The organism is Listeria farberi (assembly GCF_014229295.1).
Classification (GTDB): domain Bacteria; phylum Bacillota; class Bacilli; order Lactobacillales; family Listeriaceae; genus Listeria; species Listeria farberi.
The window spans coordinates 298473-318631 of the sequence record NZ_JAARZL010000001.1 but is presented as its reverse complement, the minus strand read 5'-3'; the positions used below and the strand labels follow the sequence as shown (position 1 = coordinate 318631).

Here is a 20159-nt window from a genome sequence, read left to right as displayed (position 1 = left end):
TACAAGCTATGCTATACTTCGAAGTAGAAAAGAGGGATTTTTTATGACCATTTTAGCATTTATTTTAACTTTCATCGTAATGATCGAGCATATTTATATAATGATTTTAGAAATGTTTTTCGCCAATACCAAACTCGCATCGAAGACGTTTGGTGTCGAGAAGGAACTACTTGCGAATAAGAAAGTACAGACGCTGTTTGCGAATCAAGGGCTTTATAATGGCTTTCTTGCGGCAGGGCTTGTGTGGGGATTGTTTTTCGCGGGAGCAGGGTTTGCGGAAACTGTGCAGATTTTCTTTTTGAGCTGTGTGGTTGTGGCGGCGCTGTTTGGCGGTGCGACTTCTTCTAAGGGGATTTTGGTGAAGCAGGGCTTGCCAGCGGTTTTGGCGTTGGTTGTGGTTTTGTTGGTTTAGAGGAGTGTAGGAAAAGGCTTGGATTTGGGTCCTGGCCTTTTTTATTTTTGGGGTTTAGATTTTAAAAGGAATTTTATGATTTCATAATAAGTAGTTAAAACAGATTATAGCTGTCTGAATTGCTGTGCTTATACTATTTACATTTCATAATGAGTAGTTAAAACACTGGGATTCTAAAACAGCTTACACTTTGAAAAAATTTACATTTCATAATAAGTAGTTAAAACAAAATAATATCACTCATCAAGATTTAGCGACAGCCTAATTTACATTTCATAATAAGTAGTTAAAACCAACAGGAACAAAACCACCAGATAGCACCATTTCTAAATTTACATTTCATAATAAGTAGTTAAAACATGGGTGGTTGGATTCAGTCTAAAATACAAGGTTTATTTACATTTCATAATAAGTAGTTAAAACAATACCGTAGCTGTCGTATGCAGCAATATTTTCCATATTTACATTTCATAATAAGTAGTTAAAACACATACCGATCTTCTTTAAAAGTGACTCCTCCCTCATTTACATTTCATAATAAGTAGTTAAAACTGTAGCAGTTCATTGACTGTGTTATAGTCTTTTCCATTATTTACATTTCATAATAAGTAGTTAAAACTTAGGGATATTACTATAGCCATACTCCTTATATTCCATTTACATTTCATAATAAGTAGTTAAAACCTCGAGCAAACTCATAATCATTTTCATGATTAGCATTTACATTTCATAATAAGTAGTTAAAACTCTAGGTCTGCCAAATGTACTTTCTCCCAAAATTATTTACATTTCATAATAAGTAGTTAAAACAGATGAAGTGTAAGTTACTTCTTGACTAGCTCCTGCATTTACATTTCATAATAAGTAGTTAAAACGCTACAGAGGTAAGTACTAAGATGGCAAAAACTTTATTTACATTTCATAATAAGTAGTTAAAACGGCGATTAAGAAGACGGAGTTAGTCCCGTCTAAATTTACATTTCATAATAAGTAGTTAAAACTAGGATACTCTAATCTATCGTTTTTATGTGTTTTAATATTTACATTTCATAATAAGTAGTTAAAACGGTAATCAACTAGTTGTTTGTGTATCGTCGCGTTCATATTTACATTTCATAATAAGTAGTTAAAACGTGAAGAGTTAGTAACATTACTTACCAATGAAGAGATTTACATTTCATAATAAGTAGTTAAAACCCTATACATTTAATAGAATTACTTACTATAAGACACTATTTACATTTCATAATAAGTAGTTAAAACCCGCTCTATTTTACGCCTACTCCCATCATAACTCAGGTCACTATTTTTGTCGACCTCTTAAAAATTGCGTAGAAATCATAACTTATCCCTTCAGATTTTCGCTTAAAAACTTCAAACGCTTTCTCCCCCAATGATTTCCCTAAATCTGTCGAACCCCACTATTTTTCGCACTACTAAAGGTCGACAGACCGAGAACATCAAAAGAAATTAGAAGTCTTTTCATCCGTTAATCCCCAAAATTCTTTTTCTAGCCATCTTTGTTGTCTACTAGAAAAAACAATTACTGAATCTTTATCATCTCGAATATACTTATCTAACTCCATCCTTAACTTAACTAAAAGCGCTGGAGTTATTTCACCTTCAAAAACTGATTTTTGAACATGAGTTAAGTACTTTTTACAAATCTTAAATACATTTCTCCAGACTTTTGTCCCACCGTTTTCTATTGAAATATCATAAATTAAAATTACATACATACCTTCACCACCAAATTTTAAATGCTTCGTATTCTTTATCATTCATCAAATGCTTTACTAATTTATAACATTCTAAGCGAATTAAATGCCGATAAGATACATTTCTTCCTAAATCCCGATGTTTAATTGTTTCTTTCATACGCAAATCATACGCTTGTAATACCTTTTGCCGAGCTGCTTTTTTCATATAGCAAAAGTTAGCCTCTTTTTCAAAGTCATCTTCGGTAATAATATTTTTGTTTAACAAACTAAAAATAATCCGATCAGCAATTAGCGGTTTGAAAGTCTCTGTTAAAGAGAGCTCACCTCATAAAAATCCCTACCTCATTCGAATAATCACATTTAAACTTAATAACACTCTCATAACGGTTTATTTCATGCACATCGCTCTCACCTTTTTTATAAAGATAGTCAGGAATACTCACCATAAATTCAGCTAAATTGGTTCTTGCAATCATTTTCTCTTTTGTTGATATTTCTTTAGAAGTTTTACAAAGAATAGCAAAATAAGAATTGATTTCTTCCGCATTATCTTGCCAAACTTTTTCCGGAATGACAGAAACGGAATTAATGTTTCTAAATCTCCTACGAACATCTGCTTTATCCAATTCATAACTATCAAAAGCTTTCACGTAGTTTATCGTTTCTATCAAATCGTTATAAAACTCACTCCCACGTAAAGCCTCTGTTGAATAAACCCGCTCCACTAGTTCCATTTTCTTCTCTTCTGTCAAAACGCCAGCATGCTCATTCAAAATGGTCTTAGAATTTTCAAATATCAACTTATCGATAAAAGTTCCAATTCCTGAGCAAACTTTCGCTCCACCATCAAAAACATAGACATTCGTATCCACATCCAGCGCTCGGTTTCGGTAACATCTGCCCATCCGTTGAAACAGCCCATTCACATCCGATAGCTCCGTGAAAAGTAAATCAAAATCAATATCCAATGAAGCCTCTACGACTTGTGTTGCTACCCAAATACATTTTTTCGTACTATCTTTTTGCCCATCTTTAAAAATCGCGTCCTCTTTAGCCGAACGATCTCTTTTAATAAATTGACTATGAATGAGATGAATTTCTTCGCTTTGGAAATACTCTTTTAACTCCGAATAGATTTTTTTTGCTTTACTAATAGTGTTACAAATAACTAAAATTCGATTATTGTTAAAAAATGGTTTAATAAATTCACTTTCAACCTCCGTATGAACCATCTCCATGCTGTGGCGAATTCGCGATGATACAAATTTCTCTTCTGGTTGGACAAAATTCACACCGTTTTCTAAAAGTAAATCTGTCACTATTCCCGGTAAAGTCGCCGTCATAATGCAGAACTTCCCACCAAATTTATCAATATAAGATAATCCTAAAATCAAATAAGCAAGTAAGTCCGGTGAGTACATCTGGATTTCATCAATAATCACTTTGGAATAAGATAGAGTAGCTAATTTATGCTCAAAACCTGCATAACGAAAGACAAAATCAAACAATTGATCGAGCGTGCAAATAGTTATAGGTAAAGACATTTGCCTCGTCCGCGTATAGTATTCATCAATATCCATCTCCGCATTTCCTTCATGCAGCAAATACTGACTATAAGTTTCCGAATGAAGTAAACCCGCTCGCTCCGCTTGATTGGTCGTAACAATATTTTTTGTGATTCGCTCATAAATTGCATTGATTGCCGTACGCAGTGGAAGAGTGAAAAAACCTTTATTATTCCCAAGCCAAAGCAGCCCTGCCTCCGTTTTCCCCATGCCAGTTTCAGCAATAACGACAATATTTTCATTTTGGTGTTGCATCATATATTTTTGCAAATCGTTCCAATCAGCTTCTGGATTTTCTGCTTTAAAATGAGCTAGTTGCACTTCCATCGAATCCATCAAAAAGTCATTCTCAAGTTCTACATCAATTCCCCCACTCGCTGCAAAGTCAATTCGATTGAGCAGGCCTTTTAGTAGAACATATTTTTTGAATGTTTCTGCATCAGCTACGGAGTTACCTTCGAAAATTCTGGATCCTGGGTAGAAATAATCTAATGAGATTGTTTCTTTATACTCAGCATTATCTTGCAATTTTTCATAAGAAAAATTATTCCATTGTTCCCCTAATTTTTGAACTTCTAATTTCCACTGTTCAACATCCGTTCTTCTCTTCCTTTCGTGGTGGAGAGCAATGGCAGTATAAACTAGTTTAATATCCTTTTTACTATAGCCCAGTGCTTTTAATTTTTTGACTGGAACAAAAGCTACAGATAAAAAGCCATGCCGGATTTCACCGGATGGGCTTCCCCCGTATATCATTTTCCTTTGAAAAAGTACGTTCATTTTACCTAAATCATGTAGTAAACACACTAACTCTAGCAAATACCAATCCACTCCTATTTTAGGATAAAGTTCTTTTATTAGTTGATAGTTTAAAAGCAACTTATCTGTATGTTCTTGAATGGTCTCTGCTGGATCGGATTTAGCTAAGTATTTTTTCATCAAAAGTCTCCCTTATAATTATACTAAGAACCCCTAGAAATTGTTTTTCCAGGGGCATCTATCATTAATCCTCAATAAAAACTAAATAATCATCGTTGTCCATGTAGAAGTCATCATCTTCTGATACAAAAATTTGACTTGAGTAAATAACATCTTTTTTACTCCATTTTCGGAAGAATTTAGGTGCTTTTTTCGTTCCATGATCAACTCGTTCATATTTTTCAGTTAACAAATATCTCGTACCTAAATGTTTATCACGCCCAACTGAATCTTCTTGTGATTTAAAATTAACCATATCATTTTCAGTAAGTGAAATAGGTATATAAGCACTGTAACCATTTGAAATCTCCGAACTTTCATCCGGTTGCCGTTTCTCCACGTCCACAACATCTACCTCTTGAATAGTCGCAATATCCTCGCGACGACCTAGCGATGGGAACTCAATAGGCTCTCTAAATGCTTTTTCGATGATTGGTACGAGTGATGAGACTTCCGGAATGATGTGAAGCAGTAGTTCTAAATCCACAAGAAGCTCTACCGTCGATATACCACGACTCACACCATAATCACCTACTTTGATTTGATGACGAGTGGCATCGTAATTCATCCCATTTTTAAACTCATACCTCGTCGCTAAATCGTTCACCTTCGAAAAGTACTTCCCTTGAATACTAATTTTCATTTCATGATAGCTCGTAAAACCACAAAGCGTATGGACCATCCCGATTACAGTTGAATAAGGTGGTAAAGGATACGTTTCTTTTAATTGAAAACTAGTTGGTTTCTTAAAATTCACTAAGTCTTGCCAAAGTTTTACTCTAATTGCTTTCATAATAAGCATCAATCTTTCCTTTAATATCGTTAAAGAATGCCGGCACAGATTCTGCTTTTAGCTCGGCTTTCACTTCATCAGAATTAGCAAATTGCCCGTCAATAATACCCACTCTCGTATTTTCTTTGATATCTTCATACGTAAGTAAATTTTTAATATTTTTAATAACAATATTGTTATCTGCTACATCTACAACATTTTGGAAAACAGGATTTTTCACATCATAAACTCCACCTATAATGAAAAGAGGTTTTAAATCTTCTCGGCGCCCGCGAATGTCACGGTACAAAAATGCTACTGTGTCCATCAATTTTTTCACACGACGAGCTTTTTCTTTATTATCAAGTGCAATTTCCCCATCGATACCAATTTGATCTAAATCAATCGTCATTGTATAACGATAATAAGATTTATGAATTTCAGCTTGTGCGATATTCATGTTTTCATTTAATTTATCGGCTTGACCTTTATTCGTCAGAAAATCCAAATCACCTTTAAACGTTTCAAGCGAAATGGCATTAGATAAACGGACTTTTGCAGAACGCTTTTGTCCACCGCTTCCTTTCTCTGTTTTAAGGTAACCAAAGAAATCAAGTTCTGGGAAATCTGTAATAGTCGCTTCACTTAGGAATTGAATAACTTTCTTATCACCGCCACCTTCAGCCTTTACTGGAGCTTCTTTCTCTCCAATTTGATCCATCAAGTTGTAGCGAATTGCTTGGCGAGAAATATATGTATATTGGTCACCGTTATTTCTAGAAATCTTTTTAAGTGAAGAAATATTACCAAGAGACTCCCCGTAGTTGGCACTTTCTGCTTGGAAAATAATTGTCATTGCTAGTCCTTTATTTTTCATCTGTGTTTCCCCCGTCTTCTTTTTTAGTTTTCTCTCCACCTACTCCAAGCATAAATGCATAACCAACTGATTTAAAAGCTTCATCATTCGAAAACATTTTTATGAATACATCTGGAATGGGCATAGCTAAATAGGAATAACTATTCAATAAAGCATCCATAAATCCATCTTTATCATTGACCTTTAATGAATTTAATAATTTGTATGTTATTCCCGAAATTTTATTTTCTGACTTCTTCTTGACATAGCCTTCCTTAAATTCCTTTCCACAATTTTGAACGAACCATAATTGATTTTGAGAAATATTTGTCATCACTTCCATCTCCTTCAAAAATTTTGTATTTATATCTAAAATCCCTGAAACGTGTCCCATATTGTAATACAACCCATTTACACTAGTTTGCTTATAGTAGATTAATTTATGAATAAGCGTAAATAAATTTTCATTGTTCATTAAATGCTGAAGAACTTCTTTGTACAAATTAACATTCAAATTACCTTCTTTGTAGCCACAACGAATTAAACCTTTCAATATTCCCTTTGAATCATTTACAATATGCAACATTTTTTTAGAAAGTAAATTAAAACGATAGTGCTCATTTTCGTATCTAACTAACTGAATGTCTGCAAGTTCATAGCGACGATTATTTTCATGCTCCATCGTAATAGACTCCACAAGCGCTCGGTAAGTATTAGTTGAATTAATTCCATCTTTGTTAAAGCGCAGGATAGAATTCCGCATACGTTCATTAACACGATATAACTCCTCTACGCCATATGAATCGTTGACAAACATACCTTCTCCGTACACATACGTAAATCCAGCTGGAACACATGAATAAATCAAACGACAAATCGGGCAAGTCGCAACATCATTGTTAAAATCCCATACGTGAGCCGTTTTTCTTGCAGTATCAAATCCAACATCGTTCATAAAACTGAGATCTAATTTCAAATTCTTGATTGGTTGATTACAATTGAAACAATTGTATTTCGCTTTAGACAAATCAGTATCTAAATAATCTAAAACTGGATCTACAAAGGTTGTTTTGTAATCTAAATAAGGATCAATAAATTTTGTTTGTTTAAAAAGGAAAGAAACACCGGACCATCCTTTATTTATAACAGAATATATCAGGTTTTTTGCGCCTAGATATTGAAGTCCTTTTTCACTTGCACAAAAATCAATAATCAGATCTAGCTGAGTATAAATTTGTTTCACCTGTTCAATTATATCTAACTTCACATCTTCCCATTTTTGCTTTTTAGTTAAATTAATTGTATTTATATTCTCTAGCCATTTATTTACATCAACATCGGGATCAATTAACGAAAACACTTTGATATAATTAGCTTTTTTTAAGTAAAACTTCACTATATCTTTCACATATTTGTTTAAATTATCCAACGCATTTTTATCAAAAGAAGCAAATTCATCAGCTTTAAAACATTCCATTGTCTTTTTATAAGAAACGATTTTAGACCAAGCTAATGTTTCTTTATATTCTTGAATAAAGAAATTAAAATATTTAGTTTCAAAGTCTTCTAACAAATCAGCTGTAAAATAAATCGATTGTCCGTGAATTCTCACATTTTCCTTACCTACGATATTTAGAAATCCTACTAATCCAGCATTTATTAGCCAATCATTTGCCTGTACTTCTATTTCCGTCTTCATTCTTCCACCTCCAGTCTAAAGCTGCTCTATCATGCCAAATCCAGATCCTGTCATAGTTCCTAAACCATTTTGAATAAAAACATTCAAAAGTCTGGGAGAAGCTTTGATTTCAAATTCACCTAAAGATGCAGCGATTTGCATTTTATAATATCTAACAACTGTTTTTTTAAATCTCAACGCTTTAATTTGCATATTTTCAATTTCTTTTTCAATTGATTCCCCGTAATTTATTTTGGTAAGTTTGGCAATCATATTTCGTTTTAAAATCATCAACGCTTCTTCATCTTCCAATGTATAAAACCAATCTTTTTGTGTACTTCGATTATGATCCCGTATAATAATAGGAGACAAAGTTTTAAATTTAATTATATTATTTTCAATTTTTCGCGTAGGTACAACTTCAACCGAATGTATTTTTAATTCAACATCTTCGCTTATCTTTATATTTTCATTCTTAAGTATGGTAAAAACATTGAAAAATACAATCGCTAATTCAGCTTCACCTGTTGAGAAATTAATAATACAAGTTTTATCTCTCACCTTAATTAAATCGCCTTCAAATGTAGGTTGATTAAAATATACAGAAAAAGTGAAGTCTTTTTGCATATTTTGTTCATATAGGTTGGCAAAAAATATAGGATATTCTCTTTTCATCCCTTTTTTAATAATCATCATTATTTTCCTTCTATAGTCTAACGGAAATTCTTCATTGCTTAAATGACATAAGATTTTTATTCTCAAACTATCACCTCCAATCTATTCTGTTTTTTCCATGTAGCAATTATGTTATAATTAGAATAATTAACATCAAAATAATCGAAGCTAAGATTAAATGATTAGTTAATGCAAGAGAAGCAGATGTGCTACCATCTGTTTCTTTTTTTGATATTGTACTCATGAGTTTTATGATACTGATAAATAATAATATTAATTTTTCGTTCAATATGTCACCCCCTTATCGAGGTAAGTATATAACAAAAAACAATAATAATCAACTCCATTAAATATGTATTGTTTAAACATCCTGAAAAAAATACATTAAAAGCCCATCAAAACTTAGATGGGCTTTTAGAGTTCATATTGATTAGATTAAGAAGTAATTCAACATTACATTTTTAAATTTACATTTTAAAATACTTAGATAAAATACCTCTTTATTCTAATCCACTTAATATAGTTTGTCCAACTATATTTCACGCGAAGTCTAAATGCCCAAATCCAGATCCTGTCATAGTCCCAATCCCATTCTCCACCAAATACTTCTGCAAATAAGCCTCAGCCTCCAATTCAAAAATCCCAACCGAGCTTTCAATATGTATCTCATGGCAATAAACGACTACTTTCTTCATCGAAATTGGCGTTATTTTCAATTTCTCCAAATCATAACGAGCTTGCTCACCATGTGCTTCTACCAAATACGGCAACATATTTCTTTTCAAAGTTGCCTCAAATTCGGCATCCTCAAAACTGTAAAACCAGTTTTTGAATGTTTCCCTATCATGATTTCGACTTACAATAGGAGAAAGCGTTTTCAAAATAGTGCGATTACCGCTAATTTTTTTCTCTGGAATCATTTGGATATTTTTTACAGTAATATTATTTTCAGCTCCAAATAAAACTTTGCTACCTCTCAAACTGATTAATGCATTATAAAAAATGACTCCTGTTTCTGCATCTCCCGTTGAAAAATTAATAATACAATTAGCTTCTTCAAGATTAATTTCTGACTTATTATTCTGTGGTTTAGGTAAGTAAACTGAAAAAGTATACTTCTTATGTTTGTTCCCGCCAAATAAATCTTCGTATCTCTCTGGGTTTGATTTCGTAATTCCCGCTTTAAAAAGACTAACAATTTTACTTCGAAAATCTTTAGGGATTTTTTTAGAATCAAAGTCACAATTTATCTTCAATCTCACTGTTTTCCCACCTCCATTCCATAAGATAAATTTAACATAAAAAAACGCCCAAATCAATTGCAATTAAAGGGGTTTCGATTTATTGTGTTATTTTGAACATTTAACTATTCTATTATTTGTTTATTTCACTTTTATCTAATAAAAAAAATCTCTCCTTTTTGTTATTTTTTAAAATTTACTAAAAACAGACTTGTAAACGCTTTCTATCCATGCTAAAATCGTTCTATAAACAAATATCCTTATTCAGGAATGTTACCAACTTGGGCATAACCTAGATAAATGGAGAATTGGCTTTTTGGGCTATTTTTCGATTTATCTGGGTTTTTATTTTGCTAAAAACTTACAAAAAAGGAGAATAAGATGAAGAAAAATATTTTTAAATTGATGATGGCGTTATGCGCAGTACTATTAATTGCAGGTTGCGGTAACAGCACATCTGCAGACAAAAAAGAGACAAAAGAAACTAAAGAAGATGGCACTGTGACATTTTATGTAGTACGTCATGGTAAAACAATGTTAAACACAACTGATCGTGTACAAGGTTGGTCTGATGCGGTTCTTACTCCCGCTGGTGAAGAAGTAGTTAAAAGTGCTGGTAAAGGCTTAAAAGACGTTGATTTCTCTGCAGCTTACAGCAGTGACAGTGGTCGTGCTATCCAAACTGCAAACTTAATTTTGAAAGAAAGCGATAAATCCGCTGATAAAAAAGTCGAAACAGACCCACGTTTCCGTGAATTCAATTTCGGTTCTTATGAAGGCGATTTAAATGAAAATATGTGGACTGATATTGCAAAAAGCCAAGGAAAAACTTTAGAAGAATGGCAAAAAGCTGGTATTTCTCCAAAAGGATTTGCGGATAGTGTAGCTGCTCTTGATAAAACTCGCGTAAAAGAAGGCGAAAACTGGCCAGCAGAAGATTACGCAACTATCCAAGCTCGACTAAAAGAAGGCTTAACAGAAGTTGCTAAGAAAGAAAGCAAAAATGGCGACAGCAATGTATTACTAGTTTCCCACGGCTTAAGTATCGGCGCACTTCTTGATACTATCGAACCAGGATACAAACTTCCTGCTGAAGGTATCAAAAATGCAAGTGTAACAAAAATCACTTACAAAGATGGTAAATTCACTATTGGCGATGTAAATGATTTAAGCTACGTGGAAAAAGGTTCTAAATAAAATCCTATATTTTTATGCCACACATAAATCTAAACAAATAAAAGAGGAGATACTTTTGAAAAGTATCTCCTCTTTTATTATCTTGCTATTAAAGTGTCACAAATCGCATGGGCCATGATATAGGAAGATACGCTACCAAGCACAAGTTTTTCAACCCGATTCATTCCGGTAGCTCCACAAATAATTAAATCTGCTTGAAATTCTGCTGGAATATCAGTTGATAGTAAGATTTTAGGATTGCCTTTAGCTACAAAAGTTTCTACTTTCGCCACCCCAGCTTTCCTCGCTATATCGGCATATTCATTTACGCTTGTTTTTAATTCTAATTCTGCTTTTTCTTCTAAACTACCATCATAAGAGACATTTGGAGAAAAAGCTCGTAAATCAACAATGCTTGCAATACCAAGAACACCATTTAATTTCAGAGCTAGTTCTACTCCTTTTTCAAAGGCTAATTTCGCTGGTTCCGAACCGTCCACAGCTACAAGAATGCGATGATATTTTTCCATAATTATAACCTCCTACAACTTTTCTTATAGTATTCAATACCCTATAAAAATAATTTTAGGCTTCTTTTCAGATGTTTAAGATTTGCGTTTTCTGAAAAGAATGAGAGCCGTCAAACTAAGCATTGCTCCTGCTGAAACTATTGGAAGAGTGCCTAGTCCCGCATCGCCGGTTTTTGGAAGGTTTTTAGTTTTTGGTTGGTTTGTTTTTGTTGCTACATTTTCATTAGTTACGAGTGTAGCCTTTTCTGCTTTTTCTTGCACGTTAACTTGTTCTTCTGCGTTTTCACTAAGGATTTCTGGAAGTTTTGTGACTTCTGAGATTGGTTTTTCATCTTGTGTTGAGTTCTTTTCTTCGGATGCAGGTGGTGTTGGGTCAACTGTTTCGCCGTCCGCATCAGTGACTGTCACAATAACTGTTACAGGATCTGCTTTTTGGCCGCGCTCATTTTCAGCATTTAATGTTACGGTGTATTTTCCTGGTGTGGTTAAATCTACTACTTTATTAAAATCGCTTGTAAGTGTCGCGTTTCCTGTTACAGCGGAATGAATCTCGTTTAAAAATTCGTCGACTGATTTAGTTGTTGCTTTTTTATAAGAAATAGTAGGATCTGCTGTGATAACAGGTTTTTCATGTACAGTTACTTTTACTGTCACAGGGGTCGCTTTTAGCCCTGCCGCATTTTCTGCGTTTAATGTGACCGTGTATTCGCCCGGCACATCTAGTTTTACGACTTGATTAAAATCACTTTGGACAAGAGTGCCATCGTCCGTTTTAGCATGAACATCTTTTAAAAATTGCTCTTCAGTTGTTGCATCATATTGATTATAGTCAAAACTTTCATCGGCTGTTAAATCTAACGTGTGGCTAATATCAAAATACTGATCGTATGTTCCGCTGGAGATTGTATATGAAGTCATGCTTGGTGGTGTCGGATAGCTGCCAGTTGGAAAGTCATAGCGCGCATTATATTCAATTTCTGTTAAATTATCAAATTCTTCTTTTGTTACGCCACTTACTGTAATGCCATCATCTGTAATTGTAAGACGTGAACTTGGAAGTGCCACATCGTTAAAACCTAAATACGTGTTACTTGCAGAGTTGGATTTAGAAAAAGGAGCAACTGTCCCATCAAAGCTAGTTAATGGCTTTGGCATCATCGAAAATGGTAAATATAACGTTTGGTTTGCTTCGTTAAAATCAAGTTTGCCTGATTTAAGTGTGATACGCGGGTTTGTCCGACCGGTATTTTGTCCAAATGCTGCTAAAGCTTTTAAGTTACCATTTTTAAAACTCTCAAAATCATTTAAAGGTCGAAAATCATCAATTCCATCAAATTGTACAAAAAGCGTTGTTAATGCTGGCAAAGAGGCTAATGCAGAAATATCCGTGATTTTCATTGAATTTTGGGCATATAGGTAGGTAAGTTTCGGTAATTTATTAAAATTATTGAAAATATTATGTGTTACTTCGCTGCTACCGATACTCAAGCTCTGTAAATTAACTAACCCGTTTAAATCTACAAAAAAGCTATCTTTCACATTGTCACCACTCACCGTTATGTATGTCAAAGATGTTTGGTTTTTGATTGGTTCAAGTGTTTGAATATTTGTATTGTTAAGTGTTAGTGTTGCAAGATTTTCTGCCTCTTCTATACCGGTAAGATCCGTGTAACTACTTCCGGAGAGTGTAACGGTTTTAATTGCCGCTAATTGATTTTTAGTGATGGGAGCATTAGGTGTTTGTTTGAGTAACCCATTCAGATATGCTCTTAAGTTTGTATCAGGAATATTTACGACCTCTGCGGTTTCATCTGCATGAACTGCCGTTGTAGGATAAATCATTATAAACATACAAATAGTTACGAGAAACATTTTTAGAACTTTTTTCATTTATGGTCTCCTTAATGTTTGATTTCTTTCCAAAGTATAACGTCCTAAAAATTAACTCTCAATACGTTTTCGTAAAAAAATTCACATTTTATTTGATTTAATATTCATATTATTCAGTTTATAATACTGATAAATCGCTTTAAACCAACAAAGAAAACGTTTTATTTATCAGAAATAAAAGTTTTGAAAATTCAATCAACGTAACATTTTGTACACAAATAGACATTTTACCACTAATTCCAAACTCTATATTTTCTATTTATTTAAAAACTTATCAAATTTGACTTGTGAATATAGCTTTTTTTAATGCGAAAAAAGTAGTGCGCTTACCGTCATTTCTTCGCTCTATTTATGCTATACTGTTGATATTGACAGAAAAAGGGGTATATTTATGAACAATGAGCAAAACATGAATCAACAAATCGCTTTATTTTACTTCGGCTATAAAGCATTTACAGAGACCGCTGATTTAATTATTGCCAAACATTCACTAAAAAGATTACATCACCGCATTTTGTTCTTCACTGCACGGATGCCTGGACTTACAATTAACGAACTTTTAACCTTTTTAGAAATATCGAAACAAGCCTTACACCAGCCACTTGCAGAGTTAAAAGATCGCGAACTTCTTACAATTGAACAAGGTACTCGTGACAAACGCCAACGCTGTATTTTCTTGACCTCAGCTGGTAAAGAATTAGAAAATGAACTTGGCGCTGCACAACGAAAACAGATGGCGGAAATATTCGCTAATACTTCTGATACTGATGGCTTACATTTTACCGAAGTAATGGAAGGCTACGCAAAAAATCGACCTGGCGCAGCTTTAATAAAAGATTTTAAGGAGTGACGGATGATGGAACAAATTTTATTCATTCAAACTGGCTTTGGGGTAGATGTCCACGGCCAAAATATAACTAAAGCGGCTGAACGCGCTGTAAGAAATGCGATTTTCACTAATTCGATGCCCGGAATTCAGGAACTTCTTCCAGAGGGCGATTTACAAAACATGGTAGTGAATATCAAACTAGCTTTACCGTGCGATGCTGATAAATTAGACGAAGATACAATTCGCGCCATTATCCCTTATGGCACGGTAACAATCGAAAAAATGGCTGGCGGTATGATGACAACAAGCGGCATTTTCTTGGAAGATAAAGAAGACAAGAACGACTTAATGTATATTGTTAACGCTTCTGTTGAAACTGGATATTAAGAAAAAACCATCTGATTTTTAGTCAGATGGTTTTGCTTTTATTAAATAATCCAAAATAGCTTCTAACATTTGCTTATTATCCCGAGGAACACTTTTACCTCGCATTAATTCGATGCTTTGAACGTATTTACCCGCTGTGATAAATTCCTCATCAATTTGCAAAATAGTCTCTATTCCAGCCTTTTCCATTTCAAAATGAAATTGTAAACCGATAATATTTTCTCCGTATATAAAGCCTTGATTTAAGCAACCTTCGCTAGCAAACAAACGAGTAGCACCATCCGGCAACGAAAATGTATCTTGATGCCAATGAAATACGTCGAGCGATTCAGGAAAAAACGCTAATTTTTCGGATGTTCGCTTTATAGGAAACCAGCCGACTTCCTTTTCTTTATTTACCGTAATCTCACTGCCAAAAGTCGCTGCAATTTGCTGAGCTCCAAGACATACGCCAAATACCGGTTTATTTTGCTCACTTAATCGTCTTATCAAGGACCTCTCTTCCACTAACCAGGGAAATTCAGCTGTATCATTTATCCCCATCGGTCCTCCAAGCACAATTAAAAATTCCGCGTCTTTTGGAACATGTTCATTTTCTTTAAATAACGTATGTATCTTTAACTGATGCTGATTTTCTCTTGCCCAATTCGCTATAAGTCCAGGTCCTTCGTGCGGCACATGTTGCAATACATCAATAATCAATTTATCAGCTCCCGTCATTTTTTTCTATTATGACGGAATTTTAGGGTTTCCGCAACTGCAAAAATAGTTAGATAAAATGTGTTTTTACATAGTTTAACCATAAAAATATTATCCTCGCATCTTCCTTCTTTTGCTGATATAATCTATTCGTAGCAACACAAATTGAGTTTTATTGGAATATGAAACTCAAAATGAATCAAACGAAAGAGGAGGCAACAAGATGAAACAAAGCAAAAAAATTTGGAAAGTGGTTGCGGCAATAGTCATTATTTTTAGTATTACCTTTACTACCGCATTAACTTCAAATGCTGCTGATTTGAGAAACGGGTCTGCTTTTAGTTTTAAATTAGGCGATCCAAAGGGGAAATTCAACAACGGGGCTACGGTTAGCTCTCACAAAAAAGCATTTGATACTGCGTTCGCTAAGATTAACGCATCATCTTCTAAAATCAAGCTTATGCGTAGTGGAAGTGGCCCAATTATTCGGACTCGTTCAACTAGTACACGAGATGAGTGGTACGGGCAAATGTCGGGTAATTCAAAAGGAAGTACGCTCACAATTAATAAATACACCACAACTCGAGATAAATTTAATCAAGCAAATTATAATAAAACAGCACTTCATGAAATGGGTCACGCCTTTGGAATGAAACATCAGTCTAGTAGGAGCAGTAGTGTTATGAAACAAGGGAAATATTCCTATAATGATTACACCACATTAGATAAAAATAATTTAAAATATAAATATGGAAAGTGAGGTTAACCAGATGAAAAAACTTGTCACAACGATTTTTTTTCTAATATTTTTACTACTAGCAGGTTGTTCCACACAAAGTGAAAAAGCAGCAACCCCCTCTGAAAAAGAAGTGAAAGTAAGCAAAGAAACAAAAATCTCCAAAAACGGTTCCATTGATGCAGATTACAATATTCCTGAAGATTCCAAGGAACTGGAAAATAAAAGCGAAGATATCGTGAAAATAAAACTAGTGAAAAACAAGAAAATTGGCGATTACGATAAAGAAAAAATGGAATATAGCAGCACCATAAGTGAAGTCGAAGTTTTAGAAACTTACAAAGGCACTTTCAAAAAAGGCGACAAAATTGACGTTTCAGAACCTTGGTATTTAAATGAAGGTGCGTATGAATCCATTGAAAACTATATCGCGCTTGAGCAAGAGCAAGAATATACATTATTTTTACGCGGCGGACATGACAGCGAAAAACTAAGTTCAATTATCAGCATGGGCTACGGCAAATATAATGAAGACTTGAAAGAAACAGACGCTACTCTTACCGATTTCGAGAATTTGGGAGAAGTGGAAGCATATAATTTCATTTCCGAGGAGCAAGAGGAAGTAACCAATTATACTGAAATTAAAGAGGATGTTTTGAAAGAGTTTAATGATTGAGAAAAAACGTGACTGCGAGTTTGGCAGTCACGTTTTTTTGTTTGATGGATGGTGGTGGAGTTGTATATGAAGGGTATTTATATTTTATGATAAGTAATTAAAACATAAGTGAGACATTACGAGATATTCGAAAAATCAAATTTACATTTCACGTTAAGTAACTAAAACGATGCAACAAGTATTACTTTTAAATAAGTCGGGAATATTTACATTTCACATTAAGTAACTAAAACTTCTACTAACGTGTAATCACCGTAAACAAGTGTTTCATTTACATTTCACAATAATTAACTAAAACAACTAAAATCACATTATTTATATCTAACTTTAAATCATTTACATTTCACATTAAGTAACTAAAACTTTGAACAATTTACTAATCGAGCTAAAAAATATGGAGATTTACATTTTACAATAAGTAACTAAAACTTGGTTTACAACGTCCAGATGCACGCTACCTAGCTGAATTTACATTTTACAATAAGTAACTAAAACCCACAGCTGTCCTAGTTATAAAGTCTAATTGTTTTTATTTACATTTTACAATAAGTAACTAAAACGGATTCACTTTTTGAATAATAAAAGCAATACCAATATTTACATTTTACAATAAGTAACTAAAACTTAATTTTGCGCAGATTGTGTGAGGTAAAATTCTTCATTTACATTTTACAATAAGTAACTAAAACGTTAAGGCAAGAGCAGAGAAACTTTCAACAAGCAAATTTACATTTTACAATAAGTAACTAAAACCCGCTAACTTTTCTTCTTACTCCAATCTTACCTCAAAGAGCTATTTCTGTCGACCTAACAAAAAACATCTAAAATCTCCCCTTATCCGGAAGATTTTCCCAAGCAAATATCACCAAGCACATCTTCCCCCAGCCACTTACAAATTTCTGTCGATTCCCAGTGTTTTTCACGCTACTCAAGGTCGACAGATAACAAAAAAACAGCAACTCTACTAAGTTACTGTTTTCTACTTATTCTTTAAAACAACGGATGCAATGAACGGTTTTCTTGGACGCCTTCGATTGCGCGGCCTAGGATGCGTCCAATGGAAATCGTTGTTAGTTTTTCGAATTGTTTTTCTTCTGGAAGGTCGATAGAGTCGGATGTAATAACTTCTTTGATTCTTGAGTTTTGTAAACGTTCAGTCGCGTCTCCAGCCATGACTGAATGGGTTGCGCACGCGATTACTTCTACCGCCCCTTTTTCAAGTAAAATGTCAGCTGAAGTTGTGGCACGTACACCGGTATCGATAATATCATCGACAACGATTGCGACTTTGCCTTTCACGTCGCCGATAACGCTCATAATCTCATCTTCGTGCGGTCTTGGTTTACGATTTAAAATGGCGATTGGCGCATTTAATCGATCAGCAATTCTACGTGCACGAACAACACCACTATGGTCTGGTGCGACTACAACGACGTCCTCTTCACCGTATTTTTCAATCAAATAATCACCGATAAGTGGAACTGCTGACAGATGATCGATTGGAATATTGAAAAAGCCTTGAATTTGAGCTGCATGCAAATCAACCGTAATTAAACGATTTGCTCCCGCACGTTGGATTAAGTTTGCCATTAATTTGGCAGTAATAGGTTCTCTTGAGCGTGCTTTTCTGTCCTGACGAGCATAGCCATAATAAGGCATAATTATATTAATTGAGTGCACGGAGGCGCGTTTTAAGGCATCTACCATGATTAAAAGTTCCATTAAGCGTTCATTTACGTTTGCATTCATTGATTGAACAACATACGCGTTAGTACCGCGGATACTTTCCTCAATATTAATTTTCACTTCTCCATCACTGAACTTCTGGAGCTCCACCTCACATAAAGGTATATCTAGATAATCTGCAATTTTTGTCGCAAGTGGTCTCTCACTCGTCACAGAAAAAAGTTTCATTTTGCCTGTCATTGCTATCTCCTTCCGCCGTACTAATTTCTTCTCCTTATTATTATATAGAACTGTCTGAGGGTTGTCTACTAGCTAAAAATTCTTCATGGAAATGAAATAAGCATTAGCGCGAACTAATGCTTGTTTCACTATATTACAATTAAAGAATGCCTCCGAACCAATGAAGTCCGTAATATACAATCCAAGTATACCACTGAGTCCCTACAGCTAGAGAAGTTACTTCTACAGCATCTTTCGGTATATTATAGCCGATTTGACCAGCGAGTTCTGTCATCAGTGGTGCCGCTGCGCCTGATAGGTAGAGGGTAATAATGACGATAACGATACCTGTAAAAATACCTCTAAACAAATTACCTTTTGAAGGCACAATGGCAAAAATCATATAGAATGGTAATGCCGTTAAATCAGCTAAAGGTAATACTTTATTGCCTGGTAAAATGAACGCTAAGATTAAAGTAATTGGAATCATTAACAGTCCAAGTGAAAGTACAAATGGGTGTCCAATCCCAACTGCTGAATCTAGTCCGATAAATAGTTCGCGACCTGGGAAACGTTTTTCCATGAATTCATGGGCAGCTTCTGAAATAACGGTAAGTCCGTCCATTAAAAGCGAAACCATCCGCGGAATAAGTACTAAACTAGCTGCAATTGTTACTCCGGTTTGCAGTACTTGGCTTAGTGGCATTTGCGCAATTGCTGCAAGTCCACCACCGATAATTAAGCCCATCAGCATTGGTTCGCCGAAAATACCTAAGCGGGTTTGAACTTTCTCTGTGGACCAATTGATTTTCCTAACGCCAGGAATTTTTCCAAGTAACCAGTTCATCGGATAACCAACAAGGGCCCACCCAGAAGTTTGAATTTGTGGTAGGGAAATTCCATCCAAACCTAATACATCCTCTACATCTTTTTGTGTCCAGTCAGCGATTTTGAAAATAATTGCCATATTAATAATCGAACTAAAAATAGCAATAATCATACTACCGGTCGTTAAGTAAAGTGCACTCGCGATAAAAAGCGGCTGCCAGTAGTTCCAAATATCAACATCCATTGTTTTCGTCCATTTAAAGGCAATCATTAAAATATTAGTTGCAATAATTGCGACAAAAACAAATGGTACTACTTCAGTTCCCCATGCAAGTGATGACCCGACTCCCCAGCCGATATCCGTCGCGGTTAATTTGAAATTATAATTTTCTACGAGTGCTTTTGTTACTGGTGTAATGGTCGTTAACATAAGTGAAGTAATAACGCCTAGTCCAACAAACCCAACACCAACTGTTAATCCTGCTTTAAAAGCTACACTAATTTTCTTGCGGAAAATCACACCTAGAATGGTAATGATAATTGGCATCATAACTGTTACACCAAGTCCGATAATATATTTAAAGAAATCTAGAATAATATCCATT

Annotated in this window: 18 protein-coding genes, 1 pseudogene and 2 CRISPR repeat arrays; of the genes and pseudogenes, 6 read left to right on the top strand and 13 right to left on the bottom strand. The window is 34.4% G+C overall.

Annotation, left to right across the window (positions count from 1 at the left end):
- Positions 1-43 precede the first annotated feature (43 nt).
- Positions 44-412: a DUF1304 domain-containing protein gene (locus HCB38_RS01570; RefSeq protein WP_185318028.1), complete on the top strand. Its 369-nt coding sequence runs from the start codon at positions 44-46 to the stop codon at positions 410-412.
- A 72-nt stretch (positions 413-484) separates the two neighbouring features.
- Positions 485-1675: a CRISPR direct-repeat array (repeat unit 29 nt; unit sequence ATTTACATTTCATAATAAGTAGTTAAAAC).
- A 197-nt stretch (positions 1676-1872) separates the two neighbouring features.
- Here HCB38_RS01570 and cas2 read toward each other — a convergent pair.
- The 8 genes and pseudogenes from cas2 to cas6 (HCB38_RS01530) all read right to left on the bottom strand — a co-directional run bounded on the left by cas2 (position 1873) and on the right by cas6 (HCB38_RS01530) (position 9919).
- On the bottom strand, positions 1873-2151 hold the full coding sequence (gene cas2, locus HCB38_RS01565) for a CRISPR-associated endonuclease Cas2 (RefSeq protein ID WP_185637350.1): 279 nt from the start codon (positions 2149-2151) through the stop codon (positions 1873-1875).
- Between the two features lie 4 nt (positions 2152-2155).
- A pseudogene (gene cas1 / locus HCB38_RS01560) lies at positions 2156-2434 on the bottom strand (CRISPR-associated endonuclease Cas1); the annotation flags it as partial.
- A gap of 19 nt (positions 2435-2453) precedes the next feature.
- Positions 2454-4637 carry a CRISPR-associated helicase Cas3' gene (gene cas3 / locus HCB38_RS01555; RefSeq protein ID WP_185637348.1) on the bottom strand — a complete coding sequence of 728 codons (2184 nt, stop codon included), beginning with the start codon at positions 4635-4637 and terminating at the stop codon, positions 2454-2456.
- A 64-nt stretch (positions 4638-4701) separates the two neighbouring features.
- A complete protein-coding gene (gene cas5b / locus HCB38_RS01550; RefSeq protein WP_185637347.1) occupies positions 4702-5478 on the bottom strand; it encodes a type I-B CRISPR-associated protein Cas5b in 777 nt (258 codons plus the stop codon).
- Entirely contained in the window at positions 5456-6325 is an 870-nt protein-coding gene (gene cas7i, locus HCB38_RS01545; RefSeq protein ID WP_185637345.1) for a type I-B CRISPR-associated protein Cas7/Cst2/DevR, read from the bottom strand. The genes cas5b and cas7i overlap by 23 nt, the downstream gene beginning before the upstream one ends.
- Entirely contained in the window at positions 6315-8003 is a 1689-nt protein-coding gene (gene cas8a1, locus HCB38_RS01540; RefSeq protein ID WP_185637343.1) for a type I-B CRISPR-associated protein Cas8b1/Cst1, read from the bottom strand. Before cas8a1 ends, cas7i begins: the two co-directional genes overlap by 11 nt.
- A 15-nt stretch (positions 8004-8018) precedes the next feature.
- A complete protein-coding gene (gene cas6 / locus HCB38_RS01535) occupies positions 8019-8744 on the bottom strand; it encodes a CRISPR-associated endoribonuclease Cas6 (RefSeq protein ID WP_185318023.1) in 726 nt (241 codons plus the stop codon).
- A gap of 452 nt (positions 8745-9196) precedes the next feature.
- Complete coding sequence (cas6, locus tag HCB38_RS01530) at positions 9197-9919, bottom strand: CRISPR-associated endoribonuclease Cas6 (RefSeq protein WP_185318022.1); 723 nt, start codon at positions 9917-9919, stop codon at positions 9197-9199.
- A 360-nt stretch (positions 9920-10279) separates the two neighbouring features.
- On the opposite strand from cas6 (HCB38_RS01530), the gene HCB38_RS01525 reads away from it, so the two are divergent.
- On the top strand, positions 10280-11095 hold the full coding sequence (locus HCB38_RS01525) for a histidine phosphatase family protein (RefSeq protein ID WP_185608083.1): 816 nt from the start codon (positions 10280-10282) through the stop codon (positions 11093-11095).
- Positions 11096-11172: 77 nt separating this feature from the next.
- Here HCB38_RS01525 and HCB38_RS01520 read toward each other — a convergent pair whose 3' ends face one another.
- Together HCB38_RS01520 and HCB38_RS01515 are read right to left on the bottom strand one after the other, a co-directional pair.
- Positions 11173-11604: a universal stress protein gene (locus HCB38_RS01520; protein WP_003765536.1), complete on the bottom strand. Its 432-nt coding sequence runs from the start codon at positions 11602-11604 to the stop codon at positions 11173-11175.
- 75 nt (positions 11605-11679) lie between these two features.
- Positions 11680-13494, bottom strand: a complete 1815-nt coding sequence (locus tag HCB38_RS01515) for a LapB repeat-containing protein (RefSeq protein WP_185608082.1) — start codon at positions 13492-13494, stop codon at positions 11680-11682.
- A gap of 391 nt (positions 13495-13885) precedes the next feature.
- Here HCB38_RS01515 and HCB38_RS01510 point away from each other — a divergent pair, with 391 nt between their 5' ends.
- Both HCB38_RS01510 and HCB38_RS01505 read left to right on the top strand, forming a co-directional pair.
- Complete coding sequence (locus HCB38_RS01510) at positions 13886-14344, top strand: MarR family winged helix-turn-helix transcriptional regulator (RefSeq protein ID WP_185318019.1); 459 nt, start codon at positions 13886-13888, stop codon at positions 14342-14344.
- Between the two features lie 6 nt (positions 14345-14350).
- Positions 14351-14710: a Lin0512 family protein gene (locus HCB38_RS01505; protein ID WP_185637341.1), complete on the top strand. Its 360-nt coding sequence runs from the start codon at positions 14351-14353 to the stop codon at positions 14708-14710.
- A gap of 18 nt (positions 14711-14728) precedes the next feature.
- Here the strand turns inward: HCB38_RS01505 and HCB38_RS01500 are convergent, their stop codons facing one another.
- Positions 14729-15412: a type 1 glutamine amidotransferase gene (locus HCB38_RS01500; RefSeq protein ID WP_185637339.1), complete on the bottom strand. Its 684-nt coding sequence runs from the start codon at positions 15410-15412 to the stop codon at positions 14729-14731.
- Positions 15413-15632: 220 nt separating this feature from the next.
- Here HCB38_RS01500 and HCB38_RS01495 point away from each other — a divergent pair, with 220 nt between their 5' ends.
- Both HCB38_RS01495 and HCB38_RS01490 read left to right on the top strand, forming a co-directional pair.
- Positions 15633-16169 (top strand): matrixin family metalloprotease, encoded by a 537-nt coding sequence (locus HCB38_RS01495; protein WP_070753597.1) that lies wholly within the window; start codon positions 15633-15635, stop codon positions 16167-16169.
- A 10-nt stretch (positions 16170-16179) separates the two neighbouring features.
- A complete protein-coding gene (locus tag HCB38_RS01490) occupies positions 16180-16821 on the top strand; it encodes a hypothetical protein (RefSeq protein WP_185637338.1) in 642 nt (213 codons plus the stop codon).
- Between the two features lie 75 nt (positions 16822-16896).
- A CRISPR array of direct repeats spans positions 16897-17574; the repeat unit is 29 nt; unit sequence ATTTACATTTTACAATAAGTAACTAAAAC.
- 237 nt (positions 17575-17811) lie between these two features.
- Here HCB38_RS01490 and HCB38_RS01485 read toward each other — a convergent pair.
- Together HCB38_RS01485 and HCB38_RS01480 are read right to left on the bottom strand one after the other, a co-directional pair.
- Entirely contained in the window at positions 17812-18747 is a 936-nt protein-coding gene (locus HCB38_RS01485) for a ribose-phosphate diphosphokinase (protein WP_003765526.1), read from the bottom strand.
- A 139-nt stretch (positions 18748-18886) separates the two neighbouring features.
- The gene (locus HCB38_RS01480; RefSeq protein WP_185637336.1) at positions 18887-20158 is read right to left on the bottom strand and encodes a PTS galactitol transporter subunit IIC; all 1272 of its coding nucleotides are present in this window, start codon (positions 20156-20158) and stop codon (positions 18887-18889) included.
- Between the last annotated feature and the right edge of the window lies 1 nt (position 20159).